This window comes from Kocuria sp. KH4, from assembly GCF_053711175.1.
Map to the genome: position 1 here is coordinate 1 of NZ_JBSJYX010000034.1, position 19145 is coordinate 19145.

The window sequence follows — 19145 nt, forward strand, 5'->3', positions numbered from 1 at the left end:
GTCCTCGGTGTCGGTCTCCAGGGTGAGGTCCTCGATCTCGATCCGCCCGGCCAGGAAGTCCTTCGACAGCGGCGGACGGTCGTAGGGGCGCTGGACCTCATCCCCGATGATCACCACCCGCCCGGCGAAGCCGTAGTTCCGTGCCGCTCGGGCGGCCGACAGACCGGCCAGGGACGCTCCGACAATGACGAGGGACTCCATACAGGGACCCCTTTCGAGGGACAGGCTGTGGACGAGCGGCCACCCGGGTGACGGCGGAAGGACCGGCCCGGAATTGACCGCGCAAGTCCTGCAACACGGTTCGTAATGTGAAATTCAGAGTGAGCCCCGTCCAGGGCTTCGTCAAGGGATCCCGGCATTGCGTCGCGAGAAATTTACACTGCGTCGCCCTGTGGGGTGGGTCACAGACCGTCCGGCGGGCAGCTCTTGACATCGCCCGTTCCCAGTCCCCACCCTTGTTGCACAATGCAACGCCTGTTGCTCATGGTGAGCCTGTTCGACCCGAGTGGCAACGCTCGGCACGGCCGGCCCGACCTCCTCAGGAAAGGATCTGACCCGATGCACAAGGCCTGTCCCCTCAAGGACCTCGCACCCGGTGACGCCCTGCGCCTCGACACCGTCCCCCCCATCGCCGTCTTCCACACGGAGGAGGGCGAGCTGTTCGCCCTCGACGACACCTGCACCCACCAGGACGCCTCCCTCGCCGACGGCTGGGTGGAGGACTGCGAGGTGGAGTGCCCGCTGCACGCGTCCAAGTTCAACCTCCGCACCGGTGCGGTGGACGCGCCGCCGGCCAAGCTGCCGGTCCGGACCCACGTGGTGACCGTCGTGGACGGCGACATCATGGTCGAGGAGTCGACCGAGGCGCCGAACCTGCCGCCCGGGCTCACCGCCCACGGCCACGAGTCCCAGTCGGGCTGAACCCGGCCGATCCCCGCACGACACCCGCAGGTCAGGAGAACCGCCCATGAGCACCACCCCTCGCGTCGTCATCATCGGAGCCGGCATCGTCGGCACCAACCTTGCCGACGAGCTCGTCCAGCGCGGCTGGACGGACGTCACCGTCCTCGAGCAGGGCCCGCTGCCCCTGCCCGGGGGCTCGACGTCGCACGCGCCCGGACTCGTCTTCCAGACGAACCCGTCCCGGACGATGACCCACTTCGCGCAGTACACGGTGGAGAAGCTCGTGTCCCTGGGCTGCTTCAACCAGGTCGGCGGTCTCGAGGTGGCCACCACCCCGGAGCGGCTGGAGGAGCTCCAGCGCAAGATGGGCTACGCGACGTCGTGGGGTCTCCAGGGCCGGCTGCTCACCCCCGAGGAGGTGCTCGAGCACCACCCCATGGTCAACCCCGAGATGGTCCTGGGCGGCTACCACGTGGCGACGGACGGGCTCGCCCTGGCGGCCAAGGCGGTGCAGGTGCTCATCGACCGCACCACCCGCGCCGGCGTGACGTACTGCCCGGAGACCACCGTCACCGGCATCGAGCGCTCCAACGGCCGCGTGACCGGCGTGACCACGTCGGACGGAACCGTGCCGGCCGACGTCGTCGTCTCCTGCGCCGGGTTCTGGGGACCCGCGATCGGCGAGATGGCCGGCATGCCGTGCCCCATCCTCCCGCTGGCCCACCAGTACGTCTTCACCTCCGCGGTCCCGGAGCTGGTCGGCAAGCACGACGCCCCGAACGGCGCGACCCTGCCGATCCTCCGGCACCAGGACGCGGACCTCTACTACCGGGAGTGGGGGGACCGGATCGGCATCGGCTCCTACGCGCACCGCCCGATCCCGGTGGACCTCGACGACCTCCCGCACTACGCGCCCCGCGACATCGCCCACGACCGGATGCCCTCCCGCCTGGACTTCACGCCCGAGGACTTCGTCGAGCAGTGGGCCGAGAGCCAGCGGTTCCTTCCCGGCCTGCGCGGCAGCGAGGTGGCGGAGGGCTTCAACGGGATCTTCTCCTTCACCCCGGACGGTGGTCCGCTCATCGGTGAGTCCCCGGACCTCGCCGGCTTCTGGGTGGCCGAGGCGGTGTGGGTCACCCACTCCTCGGGCGTGGCCAAGGCCATGGCGGAACTCCTGGTGGACGGCACCTCGGAGACGGACCTGCACGGCTGCGAGGCCACCCGGTTCGACGACGTGCAGCTCTCCCGGGAGTACGTCGAGGAGACCGGCAAGCAGAACTTCGTGGAGATCTACGACGTCCTCCACCCCCTCCAGCCCCGGGAGTCGCCGCGCAACCTGCGCGTCAGCCCGTTCTACTCCCGCGAGCTGGAGCTCGGCGCGTTCTTCCTGGAGAGCCACGGGTGGGAGCGCCCGCACTGGTACGAGTCCAACGCCGCGCTCCTGGACCAGCTGCCCGAGCAGTGGCGGGAGCCGGAGCGGGAGCCGTGGGCGGCCCGGTTCCACTCGCCGATCGCGGCGGTCGAGGCGTGGAAGACCCGCACCGCCGTGGCGATGTACGACATGACCCCGCTCAAGCGCGTGGTGGTCGAGGGGCCGGGGGCCGCCGCGCTGCTGCAGCGGCTGAGCACCGGCAACGTCCTGCGCAAGCCGGGCGCCGTGACGTACTGCCTCCTGCTGGACGAGAAGGGCGGGATCCGCAGCGACATCACGGTGGCCAGGCTCGAGGACGAGCTCTTCCAGGCCGGCATCAACAGCAGCGTGGACGTGGCGTACCTGAGCGCCGAGGCGAACCGGCAGAGCGCCGAGGACCCCACCGCCTGGGTCCGGGTCCGGGACACCACGGCCGAGACCTGCTGCATCGGCCTCTGGGGCCCGCAGGCCCGGGAGGTCATGGCGAAGGTCTCCCGCGACGACCTCTCCAACGACGGCCTGAAGTACTTCCGCACCAAGCAGATCCGAGTGGGCGGCCTGCGGGTCACCGCGATGCGCCTGTCCTACGTGGGCGAGCTCGGCTGGGAGCTGTACACCACCGCCGACCAGGGCCTCAAGCTGTGGGACCTGCTCTTCGAGGCGGGCCAGGAGTTCGGCATCGTGCCGGCCGGCCGCGCGGCGTTCAACAGCCTGCGCGTGGAGAAGGGCTACCGCTCCTGGGGCACGGACATGACCACGGAGCACACCGCCCTGGAGGCCGGACTGGACTTCGCCGTCAAGAAGGACAAGGGCGAGTTCGTGGGGTCCGAGGCCGTCGCCGCCGACGGCCACGCCCGGCGACGGCTGCGCTGCCTGACCGTCGACGACGGCCGCTCCGTGGTCCTGGGCAAGGAGCCCGTGTACGTGGACGGCGCCGCCTCCGGCTACGTCACCAGCGCCGTCTTCGGCCACACCGTGGGCCGGCCGGTCGCCTACGCCTGGCTGCCGCCGGAGGTCTCCGAGGGGGACGGCGTGGAGATCGAGTACCTCGGCGAGCGGGTCCGGGCCACGGTCAGCGCCGAGCCGCTCGTGGATCCCGGCATGGAGCGCATCCGCGGCTGAGGCCTCCGCCACCGCGGCCGGGGCGCACGCCGCCCCGGCCGCGGACCTCCGTCCCCACCACGAAATTCCGGGTGCCGGGACGGCTCAGCACGAACCTGTGATCGAGCACCGTTCCCGGTGCCGACGACGACGACGAAAGGCAGTTCCAGCATGCACAAGGTCAAGGGCGTGGTGTCGAAGGGCAAGAACCAGCCCGTCAGCGTGGAGACCATCCTGGTCCCGGACCCGGGGCCCGGCGAGGCGCTGGTGGACGTGCTCACCTGCGGGGTGTGCCAGACGGACCACCACTACGTCGAGGGCGGCGTGGGCGACGACTACCCGTTCCTGCTGGGCCACGAGTCCTCGGGAGTGGTCTCGGCCGTCGGCGAGGGGGTGACGGAGGTCGCCGTGGGCGACCACGTCATCCTGAACTGGCGCGCCGTGTGCGGCGAGTGCCGGGCCTGCCGCAAGGGGGAGCCCTGGTACTGCTTCGCGACCCACAACGCCACCCAGAAGATGACGCTCGAGGACGGCACCCCGCTGACCCCGGCCCTGGGCATCGGCTCGTTCGCCGAGAAGACCCTGGTGGCGGCGGGGCAGTGCACCAAGATCGAGGGCGAGCTGGAGGACCACCAGTACGCGGCCGTGGGGCTGCTCGGCTGCGGGGTGATGGCCGGGATCGGCGCGGTGCTCAACACCGGCGCCGTCCAGCGCGGGGAGTCCGTGGCCGTGATCGGCTGCGGCGGGGTCGGTGCGGCCGCGATCGCCGGGGCCGCCCTGGCCGGGGCGACCACGATCATCGCCGTGGACCTCGACGACGAGAAGCTGGCCACGGCCGCGAAGTTCGGGGCCACCCACACCGTGAACTCACGGGAGCAGGACCCCGTCGAGGCGATCCGGGAGCTCACGGGCGGCTTCGGCGCCGACCTGGTGATCGACGCCGTGGGCATCGCCCCGACGTTCAAGCAGGCCTTCGAGGCCCGCGACCTGGCCGGGCGGATGGTGCTGGTGGGGGTCCCGGCCCCGGGGACGACCTGGGAGATCCCGCTGGACGAGGTCTTCGGGCGCGGCGGGTCCATCAAGTCCGCCTGGTACGGCGACACGCTGCCGTCGCGGGACTTCCCGATGCTGGTGGACCAGTACCGGCTGGGCCGGCTGGACCTGGACGGCTTCGTCACCGAGCGCATCGGTCTGGGCGACGTCGAGGAGGCCTTCGCGAAGATGAAGGCCGGCAAGGTGCTGCGCTCGGTCGTGGAGCTGGACCGGCCCGGGGCCGGCGCGCAGGAGCACGGCGCGGAGACCGGTGTGGCCGCACCGGCCGGAGCGGCCCGATGACCGCGCGGCAGGCCGCGCCGCAGCGGACCGACGCCTCCGGCCGGGTGCGGGTCGAGCACCTGGTGACCGCCGGGACGTTCTCCCTGGACGGGGGCACCTGGGAGGTCGAGAACAACGTGTGGATCGTCGGCGACGACGAGCGGTGCCTGGTGATCGACCCGGCCCACGACCCCTCGGCCGTGGTGGGGGCGGTGGCCGGACGCACCGTGGTGGCCGTGCTGCTCACCCACGGCCACGACGACCACATCCGCGCCGTGCGCGAGGTCGCCGAGGAGGTGGGGGCGCCGGTGTACCTGCACCCGGCCGACACGATGCTCTGGGAGCAGGTCTACCCGTCCGCGCTCTTCGACCGCTCCATCGCCGACGGGGACACCTTCGCGCTGGACGGGGTGCGCCTCACGGCCGTGCACACCCCCGGGCACTCCCCGGGCTCGGTGTGCTTCTACGCCCCGGAGCTGGGCGAGCACGGGGTCGTGTTCTCCGGCGACACCCTGTTCCAGGGCGGGCCCGGGGCCACCGGGCGCTCCTACAGCGACTTCCCCACGATCATCGACTCGATCCGTGACCGGCTGCTGAGCCTGCCCGAGGGCACCGAGGTGCTCACCGGCCACGGGGACCCCACCACGGTCGGGGCCGAGGCCCCGCACCTGCAGGAGTGGATCGACCGCGGCCACTGACGGCCCGCAGCCGGCCGGCCGCCGGCACCAGGACCACCGATCCCCCCGGAGGCACCCGCCCCCGGGGGGATCGGCCGTTCGCGGCCCGCCCGGCACCGGCCCCCGAGCAGGGCACCCACCTCTCCGGAACCGGCTCCCGTGGTCGCGGGCGGGCCGGCCCGGGGATCGGTGGAGCCTCTCTGCGGGGATCCCCGCAGGGGCGGACAGCACGAGAGCCTCCGTGGCGAGGGCGACCACCCCCGCCACGGAGGCTCTCCGGCGTCCGGCCCCGGTCTCCCGGGGCGGGCCGGCGGTCAGCGCAGGACGACGGTGCGGCTGCCGTGCAGGACGACCCGCCCCTCGCAGTGCCACCGGACGGCGTCGGAGAGCGCCTTGCACTCGGTGTCGCGGCCGGCGGCCACGAGGTCCTCGGGGCCGAAGGTGTGGTCCACGGTCACCACCTGCTGGGCGATGATCGGGCCCTCGTCCAGCTCGGCGTTGACGTAGTGCGCGGTGGCGCCCACGGTCTTCACCCCGCGCTCGTAGGCCTGGTGGTAGGGCTTGGCGCCCTTGAAGGACGGCAGGAACGAGTGGTGGATGTTGATGACCCGTCCTTCCATCCGGGTGGCCAGCGAGTCGCTGAGCACCTGCATGTAGCGGGCCAGGACCACGAGGTCCACCTCGAAGCGGTCCACCAGCTCCAGCAGGCGCGCCTCGGCCGCGGGCTTGGTGTCCCGGGTGACGGGCACGTGGAAGAAGGGGATGCCGTGCCACTCGACCAGGCGCTGGTGGTCCCGGTGGTTGGAGACCACCGCGACGATGTCCACGGGCAGCTCGCCCGTGCGGGCGCGGAAGAGCAGGTCGTTGAGGCAGTGGCCGAACTTGGAGACCATCACCAGGACCCGCCGCTTCGCCTGGTGCTCGTTGAGCTCCCAGCGCATGCCGAACCGCTCGGCCACCGGGGACAGGGCCTGCCGCAGGCTCTGCGCGTCGAGGGCCTCCCCCGTGGCCGGGGCCACGTGGACGCGCATGAAGAAGTGGCCGAGCCGGCGGTCGTCGAACTGGGTGAGTTCCACGATGTTGCAGCCGTGCTCCAGCAGCACGCCGCTCACGGCGTGCACGATGCCCGGCTTCTCGGGGCAGTCGAGGGTCAGCACCAGCTCGGTGGCGGAGGGTGCGGTGAGCACGGACTCCGGCTGCAGGTGCGGTTCAGCATTCGACGACGTTGACGGCCAAGCCACCACGGGAGGTCTCCTTGTACTTGATCTTCATGTCCTTGCCGGTCTCGCGCATGGTCTTGATGACCTGGTCCAGCGAGACCGTGTGCTCGCCGTCGCCCTGGAGGGCGAGGCGGGCCGCGTTGACCGCTTTCATGCTCGCGATCGCGTTGCGCTCGATGCAGGGGATCTGCACGAGCCCGCCCACCGGGTCGCAGGTGAGCCCGAGGTTGTGCTCGATGCCGACCTCGGCGGCGTTCTCGATCTGTTCCGGGGTGCCGCCCAGCACCGCGCACAGCCCCGCGGCGGCCATGGAGCAGGCGGAGCCCACCTCCCCCTGGCAGCCGACCTCGGCGCCGGAGATGGAGGCGTTCTCCTTGATGAGGATGCCGACGGCGGCGGCGGTGAGCAGGAACCGCACCACGCCGTCGTCGTCCGCGCCGGGCACGAACCGCGCCCAGTAGTGCAGCACGGCCGGGATGATCCCCGCGGCCCCGTTGGTGGGCGCCGTGACGATCCGCCCGCCCGAGGCGTTCTCCTCGTTGACCGCCAGCGCGAACAGGTTGACCCACTCCATGGCCCGCAGCGCGTCCGGCGCCCGGTCCGGGTCGAGCGCGGCGGCCGCCTCGGCCTCCACCAGCCGGGCCCGCAGCGCGGGCGCCCGGCGGCGCACCTTCAGCCCCCCGGGCAGGGTCGCCTCGGTCCGGCTGCAGCCGTTCTCCACGCACTCCTGCATCACCGCCCAGATGCCCAGCAGCGCCTCCCGGGTCTGCGCGTCGGACCGCCGGCACCGTTCGTTGGCGAGCATCACCTCGGCGATGCTCAGCCGCTCGCGCCGGCAGGTCTCCAGCAGCTGCCGCCCGGTGGTGAACGGGTACGGCACCGGCGTGGCGTCGGCCACGATCCGGTCCGCCCCGGCGGCGTCGCCGTCGACGACGAAGCCCCCGCCCACCGAGTAGTAGGTCCGCTCGCGCACGAGCCCGCCGTCGGCGCCGAGCGCCAGGAAGGTCATCCCGTTGGGGTGCGCCGGCAGGGACCTCCGCCGGTGCATCACCACGTCCTCGGAGCGGTCGAAGGCCACCGGGTGGGTGCCGGCGAGCCGGAGGACGCCCCGTTCGGCGGTCCGGCGCACCTGCTCGTCGGCGGTGCCGGTGTCCACCGTCTCCGGGTCCTCGCCCTGCAGCCCGAGCACCACGGCCTTGTCCGAGCCGTGGCCGTGCCCCGTGGCGCCGAGGGAGCCGTAGAGCTCCGCGCGCACCCGACCCACGCTCTCCAGAACGCCGTCGGCGCGCAGGCCCTCGGCGAAGAGCCGGGCGGCTCGCATCGGGCCCACCGTGTGGGACGAGGAGGGCCCGATGCCCACGGAGAACAGGTCGAGCACGCTGAGCGTCATGTCAGGGCACCTCGGGGGCGGCGTACTCGGCCATGGCGTCCAGCAGCCAGCGCGCCGTGTAGTCGGCGAAGGAGGCCCGCGGCAGGAGCCGGTAGACCTGCTCGGCGGTCTGCCACAGCAGCACCTGCACCGGACCCAGGGTCGTGGCCACCGCGGTCCCCGGCCCGAAGACCCGCGGGTGCAGGTCGATCGGGCAGCCCTTCTCGAGCACGGCCCGGGCCGAGGGCCCGGACAGCTCCAGCGTGGTGCGGTTGGCGGACAGGTCCACGGCCTGCCCGGGCTCGGTGCCCAGGGCGCGGGCGAGCCCGGCGGCGGTGCCCGCGTCGTCGGCGGCCTCGTGGTGCGCGCCGCCGGCGGGGCCGACCGCCGCGGGGCCGGCGCCCTCCGGGCCGACGAGCAGGAACTCGTCGGGACCCAGCCACAGCACGGCCGTGCCGTCCGCGGAGCCGGTGACCTGTCCGTGGCCGCCGGGCAGGGGGACCCCCGCCGCGGCGGTCACGGACTCGGCCGCCGCGGTGCCGGGGACCACGCGCAGGCCCACCATGGTCAGGTAGGGGATCTCGCGCAGGGCCACGCCCCGCTCACCCGGCACCGTCCGCTCGTGCATCTGCGGCCGGAGGTGCGCCAGCGGGCTGCGGCGCAGCGCCGTGGTGTCGGTGACGTCGTCGGTCAGGAGCTGATCAGCCATCTCGGCGCTTCCCTTCGGGGTCGTAGAGCACGGGTTCGGCGAGCACGACGTCCACCAGTTCCCCGTCGAGCGGGGCCTGGAGCGTCTCGCCGATGCGGTTGCGGCCGTTCTTCACCAGCGCCAGGCCGAAGGTGCGTCCCAGGGCGGCGCTGCGGTAGCTGGAGGTCACGTGGCCCTCCATGGGCACGGGGCCCTCCTGCGGCGTGACGGGGGTGCCGTGCACGATCAGCTGGGCGCCCTCCGGCAGGCGGCGGTCCGGGTCCACGGGCAGCACGGCCACGAGCTGCTTGCGGTCGTCGCTGGTGGCACTGGGCCGGTCGTAGGAGCGCCTGCCGATGAAGTCCTTGGTCTTGGACACCACCCAGTCCATGCCGAGGTCCTGCGGGGTGACGGTGCCGTCGGTGTCCTGGCCCACGATGGGGAAGGCCTTCTCCGCGCGCAGCACGTGCATCGTCTCGGTGCCGTAGGGGGTGATGCCGAACTCCTCGCCGGCCGCGGCCACGGCCTCCCACACGGCCAGCCCGTACCAGCCGGCCACGTTGATCTCGAAGGCCAGCTCCCCGGAGAAGGAGATGCGGCAGACCCGCGCCGGGATCCCGGAGGCCAGGGTGGTCTCGCGGAAGGCCATGAACGGGAACGCGTCCTGGGAGACGTCCAGCTCCGGGGCCAGCTTCGCGATCACGTCCCGGGAGCGCGGGCCGACGACGGCGACGGTCGCCCACTGCTCGGTCACGGAGGTGCACACCACGTCGAGCTCGGGCCACTCGGTCTGGGACCACTCCTCGAGCCACTCCAGGACCTTGGCGGCCCCACCGGTGGTCGTGGTCATCAGGTAGCGGTCCTCGTCCAGGCGCAGCGTGACGCCGTCGTCGAACACCATGCCGTCCGGCGTGCACATCACGCCGTAGCGGCCCATGCCGGCCTTGAGCTTCTTGAACGCGTTCGTGTAGACCCGGTTCAGGAACTCCCCGGCGTCCTTGCCCCGGATCTCGATCTTGCCCAGGGTGGTGGCGTCCATGAAGCCGACGCTCTCGCGCACGGCGGCGCACTCGCGCAGCACGGCGGTGTCCATGTCCTCCCCGGCGTGCGGGTAGTACCAGGGCCGCTTCCACTGCCCCACGTCCTCGAACAGCGCCCCGTGCGCCTCGTGCCACTCGTGGATCGGGGTGCGGCGGGCGGGGTCGAACAGCTCGCCGCGCTGCCGCCCCGCGAGCGCGGCGAAGGCCACCGGGGTGTAGGGGGCGCGGTAGGTGGTGGTGCCGATCCCGCCGACGTCCTCGGTGTTCAGCGCCGAGGCGATCACGCCAATGGCGTTGACCCCCGAGGTCTTGCCCTGGTCGTTGGCGGTGGAGATGGAGGTGTAGCGCTTCACGTGCTCCACGGAGCGCATCCCGGCCCCGACCGAGCGCAGCACGTCGGCCACGGTCTGGTCCCGCTGGAGGTCCACGAAGTGGCGCCGCCACTCGGCGGGCTCCCCGTCGCGGCCGGGCACGAGCCACAGCGGGCGCACGGGCGCGGACTCCGTGCTCTCCGCCTGCGGGGTCTCGGGGGTGCTCTCGAAGCCGGCCCGGAGGGCCGCCTCGGCCCCGGCGGCGGCGCCCTCGGTGAGGCACCAGGCCAGGTCGGTCGTGCCGTTGAGGGCCCCCGCGGTCTGCTGGCCCCGCACCGGGGCGGCAGGGACGAAGGCGGCGAGCCGCTCGTTCCAGGTGAGCTTGCCCTGGCGCTGGCTGTGCAGGTGCACCACGGGGGTCCACCCGCCGGAGACGGCCAGCAGGTCGGCCGGGACGGTCTGCGGCGTCCCGGTCAGGCGGCCGTCGTCGTCGATGGCGCTGACGACGACGCCGCTGACGCGCCCGCCCTCGCCCTCGCCGAGGGTGTCGACCACGGCGCTGCCGCTGAACAGCGGCACCCCGGTGGCGGCCACGACCGCGGCGGGGGTCCCCTGGACCTCCCCGCGGGAGTCGACCACGGCGGCGACGTCCACGCCCGCGGCCACGAGGTCCGCGACCACGGCGTAGGCGGAGTCGTTGGTGGTGGCCACCACCACCCGGGAGCCCGCGGCCACGGCGTACCGGTTGAGATAGGTGCGCACGGCGCCGGCGAGCATGACCCCGGGGCGGTCGTTGTTCTCGAAGACGATCGGCCGCTCGTGGGCCCCGGTGGCCAGCACCACCTGGCGGGCGCGCACGTGCCAGATCCGCTCCCGGGAGACCGCCGGGGAGGGCGGACCGCCGAGGTGGTCGGTGCGGCGCTGGACGGCCACGACGTAGTTGGCGTCGTAGCTGCCGATCACCGTGGTGCGCTGCAGGACCGTGACCTCCGGGGCGCCGGCCAGCGCCGCGGCGGTCTCGGACACCCAGGTGCGGGCCGGCACGCCGTCGACGACCTCGTCCCGCCCGGACAGCAGGGAGCCGCCGGCCTCGGGCTGGTCGTCCAGCAGCATCACCCGGGCGCCGGAGCGGGCGGCCTCCCGGGCCGCGGTCAGCCCGGCGGGCCCGGCCCCGACGACCAGCACGTCCGTGTGGACGTACTTGCGGTCGTACACGGCCCGGTCCTTGCGCGGGTCCAGCCGGCCCAGTCCGCGGAGGTAGCCGGCGGCGAGCCCGTCGTTGAGCTCCACGGACGTGGCGGGCAGCATGGACTCGTCGACGTCCACGCCCGACCGGGCGTCGACCTTCACGAGCGCGTTGGGCTCCTCGACGCCCGCGGCCAGGATCCCGCGGGGGCGGCCCAGGTACATCGAGTCCCCGCAGGTGATCCTGCCCGCGGCGAGCAGGGCCGAGGCGAGGGTGTCCCCGGCGTAGCCGGAGAGCTGCTCCCCGTCGAAGGTGAAGCTCAACGGCCTCGTGCGGTCGATGCCGCTCGCGGTGCTGCGCTCCGGGGGCAGGCGGTAGGTCTGGTCGGTCACCGGACTCCTCCGATCTGCGGGGCGGTCTCGCCCATGCGGTAGACGGCTGCGATCTCGTAGGTCACGGTGTCGCGCACCACGTTGAACCAGCGGCGGCACCCGGCGGAGTGGGCCCAGCGCTCGGCGAGCAGGCCCTTGGGGTTGTTGCGGTAGAAGAGGTACTCGGCCCACTCCTGGTCGGAGAGCCGGGAGGGGTCCTCGGGATAGGGCACGTGCGCCTCCCCGCCGTACTGGTACTCGGTCTCGTCGCGCGGCCCGCAGTAGGGGCACTCGATCAGCAGCATGGTGTTCCTGCCTCCTGGTGGGCGGGTCAGTGGGCCACGGCGGCGGCGCCGTGCTCGTCGATGAGGATCCCGGTCTCGAACCGGTCCAGGGAGAACGGTGCGTTGAGCGGGTGGGCTTCGTCCGTGGCGATGGTGTGGGCGAAGGAGTAGCCGGCGCCCGGGGTGCCCTTGAAGCCGCCCGTGCCCCACCCGCAGTTGACGTAGAGCTGGTCCACCGGCGTCTTGGACACGATCGGGGAGGCGTCCAGGGTGACGTCCACGATCCCGCCCCAGGTGCGCAGCACGTGCGCCCGGGCGAAGATGGGGAACAGCTCCACGGCGGCGGCCATCTGCTCCTCGATCACGTGGAAGGCCCCGCGCTGGCCGTAGCCGGTGTAGGCGTCCACGCCCGCGCCCATCACCAGCTCGCCCTTGTGGGCCTGGGAGACGTAGACGTGCACGTGGTTGGACATCACCACCGTCGGGTGGACCGGCTCGTGCAGCTCCGAGACGAGGGCCTGCAGCGGGTGGGACTGGATGGGCAGGCGGAACCCGGCCAGCTCGGCCAGCACCGAGGAGTGCCCGGCCCCGCAGAGCCCGACCTTGCCCGCGTGGATGGTGCCCCGCGAGGTCTCCACCCCGACCACCCGGTCCCCGTCCTTCAGGAAGCCGGTGACCTCGCAGTTCTGGATGATGTCCACCCCGAGCTCGTCGCACTTGCGCGCGAAGGCCCACGCGACGTGGTCGTGCTTGGCGATCCCGGCCCGGGGCTGGTAGGTCGCCCCCATCACGGGATAGCGCAGGTCCTCGTCGACGTTGATGATCGGGCACAGTTCCTTGACCTGGTCCGGGGTGATCCACTCCGCGTCGATGCCGTTGAGCTTGTTCGCGTTGACCCGGCGCACGGACTCGCGCACGTCGCCCAGGGTGTGGGCGAGGTTCATCACCCCGCGCTGGGAGAACAGGAAGTCGTACTCCAGCTCCTCCGGCAGCTGCTCCCACAGCTTCAGGGAGTGCTCGTACATCGCCGCCGACTCGTCCCACAGGTAGTTGGAGCGGATGATGGTGGTGTTGCGGGCCATGTTGCCGCCGGCCAGCCAGCCGCGCTCGAGCACCGCGATGTTGGTCATCCCGTGGTTCTTGGCCAGGTAGTAGGCCGTGGCCAGGCCGTGACCGCCGCCGCCGACGATGACGGCGTCGTAGGAGGACTTCGGGTCCGGGTTGTGCCAGAGGAAGTCCGGGTGCTCCGGGAGCAGATCAGCCATTACGACACTCCGTTCAGGACGGAGGAGGTCCGCTCCGCGGCGGACAGCTCCTCGGGGGAGGCCTCGGCGGCCGGTTCCTCCGCCCGGGCCCCGGCGATCGGGGGCAGCTCCGGGTACAGGGGGAAGGCCTCGGCCAGGGCGGTGACGCGGCCGCGCAGCCGGTCGGTGAGCTCCTCGGTCAGCGGCTGGATCAGCGCCTGGGCGATGATGTCCGCGACCTCGGTGAACTCGGAGGCGCCGAACCCGCGCGTGGCCAGGGCCGGGGTGCCGATCCGCAGCCCCGAGGAGACCATCGGCGGGCGCGGGTCGAAGGGCACCGCGTTGCGGTTGACCGTGATCCCGATGCGGTGCAGGCGGTCCTCGGCCTGCTGGCCGTCGAGCTCGGAGTCGCGCAGGTCCACGAGCACCAGGTGCACGTCGGTGCCGCCGCTGACCAGGCTGATCCCGGTGGCCGCCACGTCGGGGGAGAGCAGCCGGAGGGCGAGGATCTCGGCGCCCTCCAGGGTGCGGGCCTGGCGCTCCCGGAACTCCTCGCCGGCGGCGTACTTGAAGGCGACCGCCTTGGCCGCGACCACGTGCTCCAGCGGGCCGCCCTGCTGGCCGGGGAACACCGCGGAGTTGATCTTCTTCGCGAGCTCCTGCTTGCACAGGATCACCCCGCCCCGCGGGCCGCCGAGGGTCTTGTGGGTGGTGGTGGTCACCACGTCGGCGTACGGCACGGGGGAGGGGTGCAGCCCCGCGGCGACCAGGCCGGCGAAGTGGGCCATGTCCACCATCAGGTAGGCCCCGACCGCGTCGGCGATGCGGCGGAACTCGGCGAAGTCCAGCTGCCGCGGGTAGGCGGACCAGCCGGCCACGATGAGCTGGGGGCGGTGCTCGAGCGCGAGCCGCTCGACCTCGGCCATGTCGATGAGGTGGTCGTCCGACGAGACGCCGTAGGCGGCCACGTTGTAGAGCCGGCCGGAGAAGTTGAGCTTCATGCCGTGGGTCAGGTGCCCGCCGTGGGCCAGGTCCAGCCCCAGGATCGTGTCCCCGGGGGTGAGCAGGGCGTGCATCACCGCGGCGTTGGCCTGGGCCCCGGAGTGGGGCTGGACGTTGGCGTGCTCGGCGCCGAAGAGGTCCTTGATCCGGTCGATGGCCAGCTGCTCGATCACGTCCACGTGCTCGCAGCCGCCGTAGTAGCGGCGGCCGGGGTAGCCCTCGGCGTACTTGTTGGTGAGCACCGACCCCTGGGCCTCCATGACCGCGGTCGGGGCGAAGTTCTCCGAGGCGATCATCTCCAGCGTGGACTGCTGACGGATCAGCTCCTGGTCGATGGCCGCCGCCACCTCCGGGTCGGCGTCGGCCAGGCGAGTGTTCAGATCGGGCATCCCTGAGCTCCTATGCGGGTCGCGTTCAGCGGCTGATACGAGTTTGATATATCAGCTGTTGCTCAAAGGTATGCTAGGGCTGAAGGGGTGTCAATGGATGGCGGTCCGCGTCCCGCGACTCCCGCACCGGTCCCCAGCGAGGAGTGACATCATGAGCGTCGCCACCACCACCGAGTACGGCCCGGAGGCCCCCGGATCGATGGCCGAGCAGGCCTACCTGCTGCTGCGCGACCGCCTGACCGTGCTGGAGATCCGTCCCGGGGCCATGATCCAGGACGCCCACCTGGCCGCGGAGCTGGGCATCGGCCGGACGCCGGTCCGGGAGGCGCTCAAGCGGCTGGAGACGGACCACCTGGTGGTCTCCTATCCCCGGCGGGGCACCTTCGCCACGCAGGTGGACATCACCGCCCTGTCCGACGTCTCCGAGCTCCGCCGCAACCTCGAGCCGCTCGCCGCCCGGAAGGCCGCATTGGCGGCCGCTCCCCCCGCGCGGCAGCAGATGCAGGACCTGGCCCGCGACCTCGCCGGCGGTGCACCCACGAACCAGGGCTTCATGCGGGCGGACCTGCAGGTCCACCGGTTGATCTACCGGGCCACGGGCAACGCGCACCTCGAGGAGGCCCTGGTGCGGCTGGACAACCTCGCCACGCGCATCTGGTGCCTGGTCCTGGACCGGGTGCCCACGGTCGGCGGGCACGTGCACGAGCACGTGGCCCTGCTGGAGGCGATCGCCGGCGGGCGCGCCGAGGAGGCCGCCGAGCTCGCCCTCGAGCACGTGACCAGCTTCGAGCACACGATGCGCGGCATCCTGTGATCCCGGTGGGGCCGGCCCCGTCGCGGCGGCCGGCTCCACCGGAGCGCCCGCGGGGGACCGGGCCGGACGGCGGGAGGGCTGCGGTCCGCTCCGGCCGGCGCGGGGGCTACGGTAGGGGCAAGGCCCTTCCGGGGAGAGCCCGCCCGCCCGCGGCGGCTCCCCGGCCACGAACGGAAAGTGCGCATCACGTCATGTCCATCACCCCCGCCTCCGTCCAGGACGAGCCGCTCTCCCTGGCCGACCGGGCGTTCCTCCAGCTGCAGGACCGCCTGATCTTCCTGGACATCCCGCCGGGAGCCCCGCTCAACGAGGGGCGGCTCTCCCAGGAGCTCCACCTCGGGCGGACCCCGCTGCGCGAGGCGCTCAAGCGGCTGGAGTCCGAGCACCTGGTGGTCACCTACTCCCGGCGCGGGACGTTCGCCACCACCGTGGACATCACCGCGCTCTCGGAGATCTCCCAGGTGCGCGAGGTGCTGGAGCCCCTGGCCTCCCGGCTGGCGTCCGAGCGGCGCGGCGGCAGCGTCCGGTCCCAGCTGGAGGAGCTGCGCGACCGGCTCGCGGACCCGGAGAACGAGCGGCCGGACCGGGACGAGGCGCTGCGCTGGGACGTGCGGATCCACCGGGCGATCTACGCGGCGGCCGGCAACTCCCACCTGCAGGCCACGCTGGAGCGCTACAGCAACCTGGCCACCCGGATCTGGTGCGTGGTGGCCGACCGCATTCCCGAGCTCCAGGAGCACATCACGGTCCACAGCGCTCTGCTGACGGCCGTGCTGGACGGCGACGCCGAGGAGGCGGGCACCATCATGCTGACCCACGTCAGGGACTTCGAGACGCAGATCCGCCAGGTCCTCTGAACCGCCCGGGCAGGACGCACCGTGCCGGTGCGCCCTGCCCGGGCGGGCGCGCACGGCGCCCGTCGTCTCCGCCCGGCCGTCCGCGGCCCCGCGGTCAGGACCGGGTGCCGGACTCCAGCGGCCGCGCGGCGGACGGCTCCTCGCTCAGCCGCAGCGCCGCCTGCGTGGTGTGCAGGACGAGGAGGGCGGTGGTCACCGTGCCCACGCCCCCGGGCACCGGGGTGAGGGCCGAGGCGACCCCGGCCGCCGACAGGGGCTCCACGTCGCCGACGAGATCACCGTTCTCCAGGACGTTGGTGCCCACGTCGACGACCACGGCGCCGGGCCGGAGCTGCGCACCGGTGAGCAGGCCGGGCCGTCCCACCGCGGCGACCACGATCTCGGCCTCCGCCGTGTACCGCTCCAGGGGGCGTGAGCGGGAGTGGCAGGCCGTGACGGTGGCGTCCCGCTGGAGCAGCAGCTGCAGCAGCGGCTTGCCGACGACCGCCGAGCGGCCCACCACCGCCACGTGCCGGCCGGCGAGGGGGATCTCGTGGTGCTCCAGGATCTCCACCACCGCCCGCGCCGTGGCGGGGGCGAAGGCCTGCTGCCCCACGGTCAGGCGGCCCAGGCTGAGGGGGTTGGCGCCGTCCACGTCCTTGTCCGCGCTGATCCGGGCCACCAGCTCGTCCCCGGCCACGCCCGGCGGCAGGGGGGTCTGCAGGATGATGCCGTGGACGTCGTCGTCGGCGCTGAGCAGCGTGAGCGCCGAGGCGATCTCCTCGGCCCCGGCGCCGGCGCCGAGGTCGACGACCGTGCAGCGCACGCCGGCCCGGTCCGCGGCCCGCGCGATGGAGCGCACATACCACAGGGTGGCCTCGTGGTCGGTGGCGACCACGACGGCGAGGCCGGGGAGCACCCCGCGGTCGCGCAGGGCGGCGACGTTGGCGTCGGTCTCGGCCCGCAGCCGCTGCGCGACGGGCTTGCCGAACAGCTGGCGGGCGGTCATGCCATCACCTTCTCCCGCACGCGGTCCGTCACGACCTGGGCCGCCAGGATGGCGTTGTGCGCGTGGCGCAGCTCGTCCCGGAACTCCGCCCGGGTCCGCTCGTCCGTGATCGCGTTGATGTTCATGTCCAGCGTGATCAGGGCCGTGGCGATCGCGGCCCGGGCCGCCTCGGAAGCGGCCGCCACGTCGCTGATCACGTTGGGGTTGCTGAACTCGGCCAGCTGCCGCCCCAGGTCCACGATCTCCGTCGCGAGCCCGATCAGCGCACGCGGCGGGGCGGCCGCCGCCACCGTGGCCTCCTGGACGGCCCGGCTGCGGGCGGCACGGTCCTCGTCCGAGGCCGAGGGCAGGCGGTAGGCGGCGATCACGGCCGCGAACGCCTTCTCGTCGTCGTCGGCCAGCTGCAGCGCCGCCGGGATCATGTCGTCGGCGCGGGCGGCGATCCGCAGGGACTCCTCCTCGTGCTCGGCGTAGCGCTTCCCGGTGGTGTAGCGCGCCACCATGGCGATCAGGGCGGCGCCCTGGGCCGCGTGCAGGGCGCCGGCCGCGCCTCCCCCGGGCGTGGGTTCCCGGGACGCCAGGCGCTCCAGGTAGTCGTTGAGGGTCTCCGAACCGATCATGATCTCTTTCCTCCGGTGGGCGTTGGCGGGTGGCGGCGGGCGTGGACGACGCCCGCCGGTGCGGCATGGGGCTGCGGCCCCGATCCCGGTGGCGGAGCCGGATCGGGGCCGCGGGGCCTCAGCGGAAGACGACGGTGCTGGAGCCCTCCAGGAGCACGCGGTGCTCGCAGTGCCAGCGGACCGCCCGGGAGAGGGCCAGCGCCTCGGCGTCCTGTCCCACGGTGGAGAGGGCCCGGGGGTCATGGGTGTGGTCCACCCGGATGACCTCCTGCTCGATGATCGGACCCTCGTCCAGGTCGGCCGTGACGTAGTGGGCGGTGGCGCCGACCAGCTTCACGCCTCGCTCGTAGGCCTGGTGGTAGGGCCGGGCGCCCTTGAAGCCGGGCAGGAAGGAGTGGTGGATGTTGATGGCCCGCCCCTTCAGCGCCCGGCACAGGTCGTCCGAGAGGATCTGCATGTAGCGGGCCAGCACCACGAGGTCGATGTCGTGCTCCTCGACCAGGTCCAGCAGCCGCTGCTCCGCCTCCTCCTTGGTGGCGGGAGTCACGGGGATGTGGATGTACGGCAGGCCGGCCGCCTCGGCCATGGGGCGGAGGTCCTCGTGGTTGGAGACCACCAGGGCGATCTCTCCCCCGAGCCCGCCGGCCCGCCAGCGGAAGATCAGGTCGTTGAGGCAGTGGCCGCCCTTGGACACCATGACCAGCAGCCGCGGCGGCGTCCGGTCGTGGATGCTGTAGCGCATGCCGAACCGGTCGGCGGTGGCGGCGAAGTTCGTCTCCAGCGTCTCCAGGCGCAGCTCGGGCGGACCGGTGAAGGCGGTGCGCAGGTGGACGACGCCGTGCACCGTGTCGTCGAACTGCTGGTGCTCCTTGATGTTCGCCCCGTGGGCGAGAAGGAACTCGGTGATGGCGTGGACGATCCCCACCTGGTCCTGACAGGTGATCGTCAGCACGAACTGAGGCGGCGTCTGCCCGTCGGGCGAGCCCGCGGGCGCGCCGGCCGGTTGCGCGGAGGAGGAAGCGGAGGAGGACAGAGTGTCGACGACGGTCATGGAGGACTCCTGCCTGGAGGGGCGGCTGCTGGGGACGACTGACGTACCGGCATGGGTGACCCGGCCGGCCCGGTGCGGCGCCGAGGAGATCGGCGTGGCGCACCGGGCCGGCCGGTGGGTGCCCGGCGGATCCGGCTCACCGGCCGGCCGGGGCGGCGGCGCCTAGGCGCCGGCGGTGGGGACGGTGTCGCCGATTTTTTCGGTGATCCAGTCGTGGAAGGCGCCGATGTGGTGTTCGGAGGGGACGAGGACGCCGCCGGTGGCGTAGATCTTGGAGCTCATGGCGGGCTGGCAGCGTTCGCAGG

At 72.8% G+C, this 19145-nt stretch carries 17 protein-coding genes; 6 read left to right on the forward strand and 11 right to left on the reverse strand.

Annotated features, from left to right (window positions below; genetic code table 11):
• On the reverse strand, positions 1–201 hold a 201-nt coding region (locus tag ACWCOM_RS17590), incomplete at its 3' end, for an FAD-dependent oxidoreductase (protein ID WP_454550047.1).
• A gap of 357 nt (positions 202–558) precedes the next feature.
• Between ACWCOM_RS17590 and ACWCOM_RS17595 the strand changes: the two genes are divergently transcribed.
• The 4 genes from ACWCOM_RS17595 to ACWCOM_RS17610 all read left to right on the forward strand — a co-directional run bounded on the left by ACWCOM_RS17595 (position 559) and on the right by ACWCOM_RS17610 (position 5427).
• On the forward strand, positions 559–921 hold the full coding sequence (locus tag ACWCOM_RS17595; RefSeq protein WP_156270799.1) for a bifunctional 3-phenylpropionate/cinnamic acid dioxygenase ferredoxin subunit: 363 nt from the start codon (positions 559–561) through the stop codon (positions 919–921).
• Positions 922–967: 46 nt separating this feature from the next.
• Positions 968–3436, forward strand: coding sequence for a GcvT family protein (locus tag ACWCOM_RS17600; protein ID WP_454550048.1), 2469 nt, complete (start codon positions 968–970; stop codon positions 3434–3436).
• A gap of 150 nt (positions 3437–3586) precedes the next feature.
• Positions 3587–4750 (forward strand): S-(hydroxymethyl)mycothiol dehydrogenase, encoded by a 1164-nt coding sequence (locus ACWCOM_RS17605; RefSeq protein ID WP_454550049.1) that lies wholly within the window; start codon positions 3587–3589, stop codon positions 4748–4750.
• Positions 4747–5427 (forward strand): MBL fold metallo-hydrolase, encoded by a 681-nt coding sequence (locus tag ACWCOM_RS17610; protein ID WP_454550050.1) that lies wholly within the window; start codon positions 4747–4749, stop codon positions 5425–5427. The genes ACWCOM_RS17605 and ACWCOM_RS17610 overlap by 4 nt, the downstream gene beginning before the upstream one ends.
• A gap of 293 nt (positions 5428–5720) precedes the next feature.
• Here the strand turns inward: ACWCOM_RS17610 and purU (ACWCOM_RS17615) are convergent, their stop codons facing one another.
• From purU (ACWCOM_RS17615) to ACWCOM_RS17645, 7 genes are read right to left on the reverse strand one after another with little or no spacing between them, the layout of a single operon-like run.
• On the reverse strand, positions 5721–6608 hold the full coding sequence (gene purU, locus ACWCOM_RS17615; RefSeq protein ID WP_454550062.1) for a formyltetrahydrofolate deformylase: 888 nt from the start codon (positions 6606–6608) through the stop codon (positions 5721–5723).
• A 7-nt stretch (positions 6609–6615) separates the two neighbouring features.
• Positions 6616–8016: an L-serine ammonia-lyase gene (locus ACWCOM_RS17620; RefSeq protein ID WP_454550051.1), complete on the reverse strand. Its 1401-nt coding sequence runs from the start codon at positions 8014–8016 to the stop codon at positions 6616–6618.
• Between the two features lies 1 nt (position 8017).
• A complete protein-coding gene (locus ACWCOM_RS17625) occupies positions 8018–8704 on the reverse strand; it encodes a sarcosine oxidase subunit gamma (protein ID WP_454550052.1) in 687 nt (228 codons plus the stop codon).
• A complete protein-coding gene (locus tag ACWCOM_RS17630) occupies positions 8697–11612 on the reverse strand; it encodes a sarcosine oxidase subunit alpha family protein (protein ID WP_454550053.1) in 2916 nt (971 codons plus the stop codon). The genes ACWCOM_RS17625 and ACWCOM_RS17630 overlap by 8 nt, the downstream gene beginning before the upstream one ends.
• On the reverse strand, positions 11609–11896 hold the full coding sequence (locus ACWCOM_RS17635) for a sarcosine oxidase subunit delta (RefSeq protein ID WP_454550054.1): 288 nt from the start codon (positions 11894–11896) through the stop codon (positions 11609–11611). Before ACWCOM_RS17635 ends, ACWCOM_RS17630 begins: the two co-directional genes overlap by 4 nt.
• 26 nt (positions 11897–11922) lie before the next feature.
• On the reverse strand, positions 11923–13140 hold the full coding sequence (locus ACWCOM_RS17640) for a sarcosine oxidase subunit beta family protein (protein ID WP_454550055.1): 1218 nt from the start codon (positions 13138–13140) through the stop codon (positions 11923–11925).
• On the reverse strand, positions 13140–14510 hold the full coding sequence (locus tag ACWCOM_RS17645; RefSeq protein ID WP_454550056.1) for a serine hydroxymethyltransferase: 1371 nt from the start codon (positions 14508–14510) through the stop codon (positions 13140–13142). Before ACWCOM_RS17645 ends, ACWCOM_RS17640 begins: the two co-directional genes overlap by 1 nt.
• Before the next feature lie 151 nt (positions 14511–14661).
• On the opposite strand from ACWCOM_RS17645, the gene ACWCOM_RS17650 reads away from it, so the two are divergent.
• Entirely contained in the window at positions 14662–15324 is a 663-nt protein-coding gene (locus ACWCOM_RS17650) for a GntR family transcriptional regulator (protein WP_454550057.1), read from the forward strand.
• A gap of 191 nt (positions 15325–15515) precedes the next feature.
• Positions 15516–16181 carry a GntR family transcriptional regulator gene (locus ACWCOM_RS17655; RefSeq protein ID WP_454550058.1) on the forward strand — a complete coding sequence of 222 codons (666 nt, stop codon included), beginning with the start codon at positions 15516–15518 and terminating at the stop codon, positions 16179–16181.
• 94 nt (positions 16182–16275) lie between these two features.
• Here ACWCOM_RS17655 and ACWCOM_RS17660 read toward each other — a convergent pair whose 3' ends face one another.
• From ACWCOM_RS17660 to purU (ACWCOM_RS17670), 3 genes are all read right to left on the reverse strand, one after another.
• A complete protein-coding gene (locus ACWCOM_RS17660) occupies positions 16276–17169 on the reverse strand; it encodes a bifunctional 5,10-methylenetetrahydrofolate dehydrogenase/5,10-methenyltetrahydrofolate cyclohydrolase (RefSeq protein WP_454550059.1) in 894 nt (297 codons plus the stop codon).
• Positions 17166–17789, reverse strand: coding sequence for a cyclodeaminase/cyclohydrolase family protein (locus tag ACWCOM_RS17665; protein ID WP_454550060.1), 624 nt, complete (start codon positions 17787–17789; stop codon positions 17166–17168). Before ACWCOM_RS17665 ends, ACWCOM_RS17660 begins: the two co-directional genes overlap by 4 nt.
• Positions 17790–17907: 118 nt before the next feature.
• Positions 17908–18840, reverse strand: coding sequence for a formyltetrahydrofolate deformylase (gene purU, locus ACWCOM_RS17670; protein WP_454550061.1), 933 nt, complete (start codon positions 18838–18840; stop codon positions 17908–17910).
• Positions 18841–19145 lie beyond the last annotated feature (305 nt).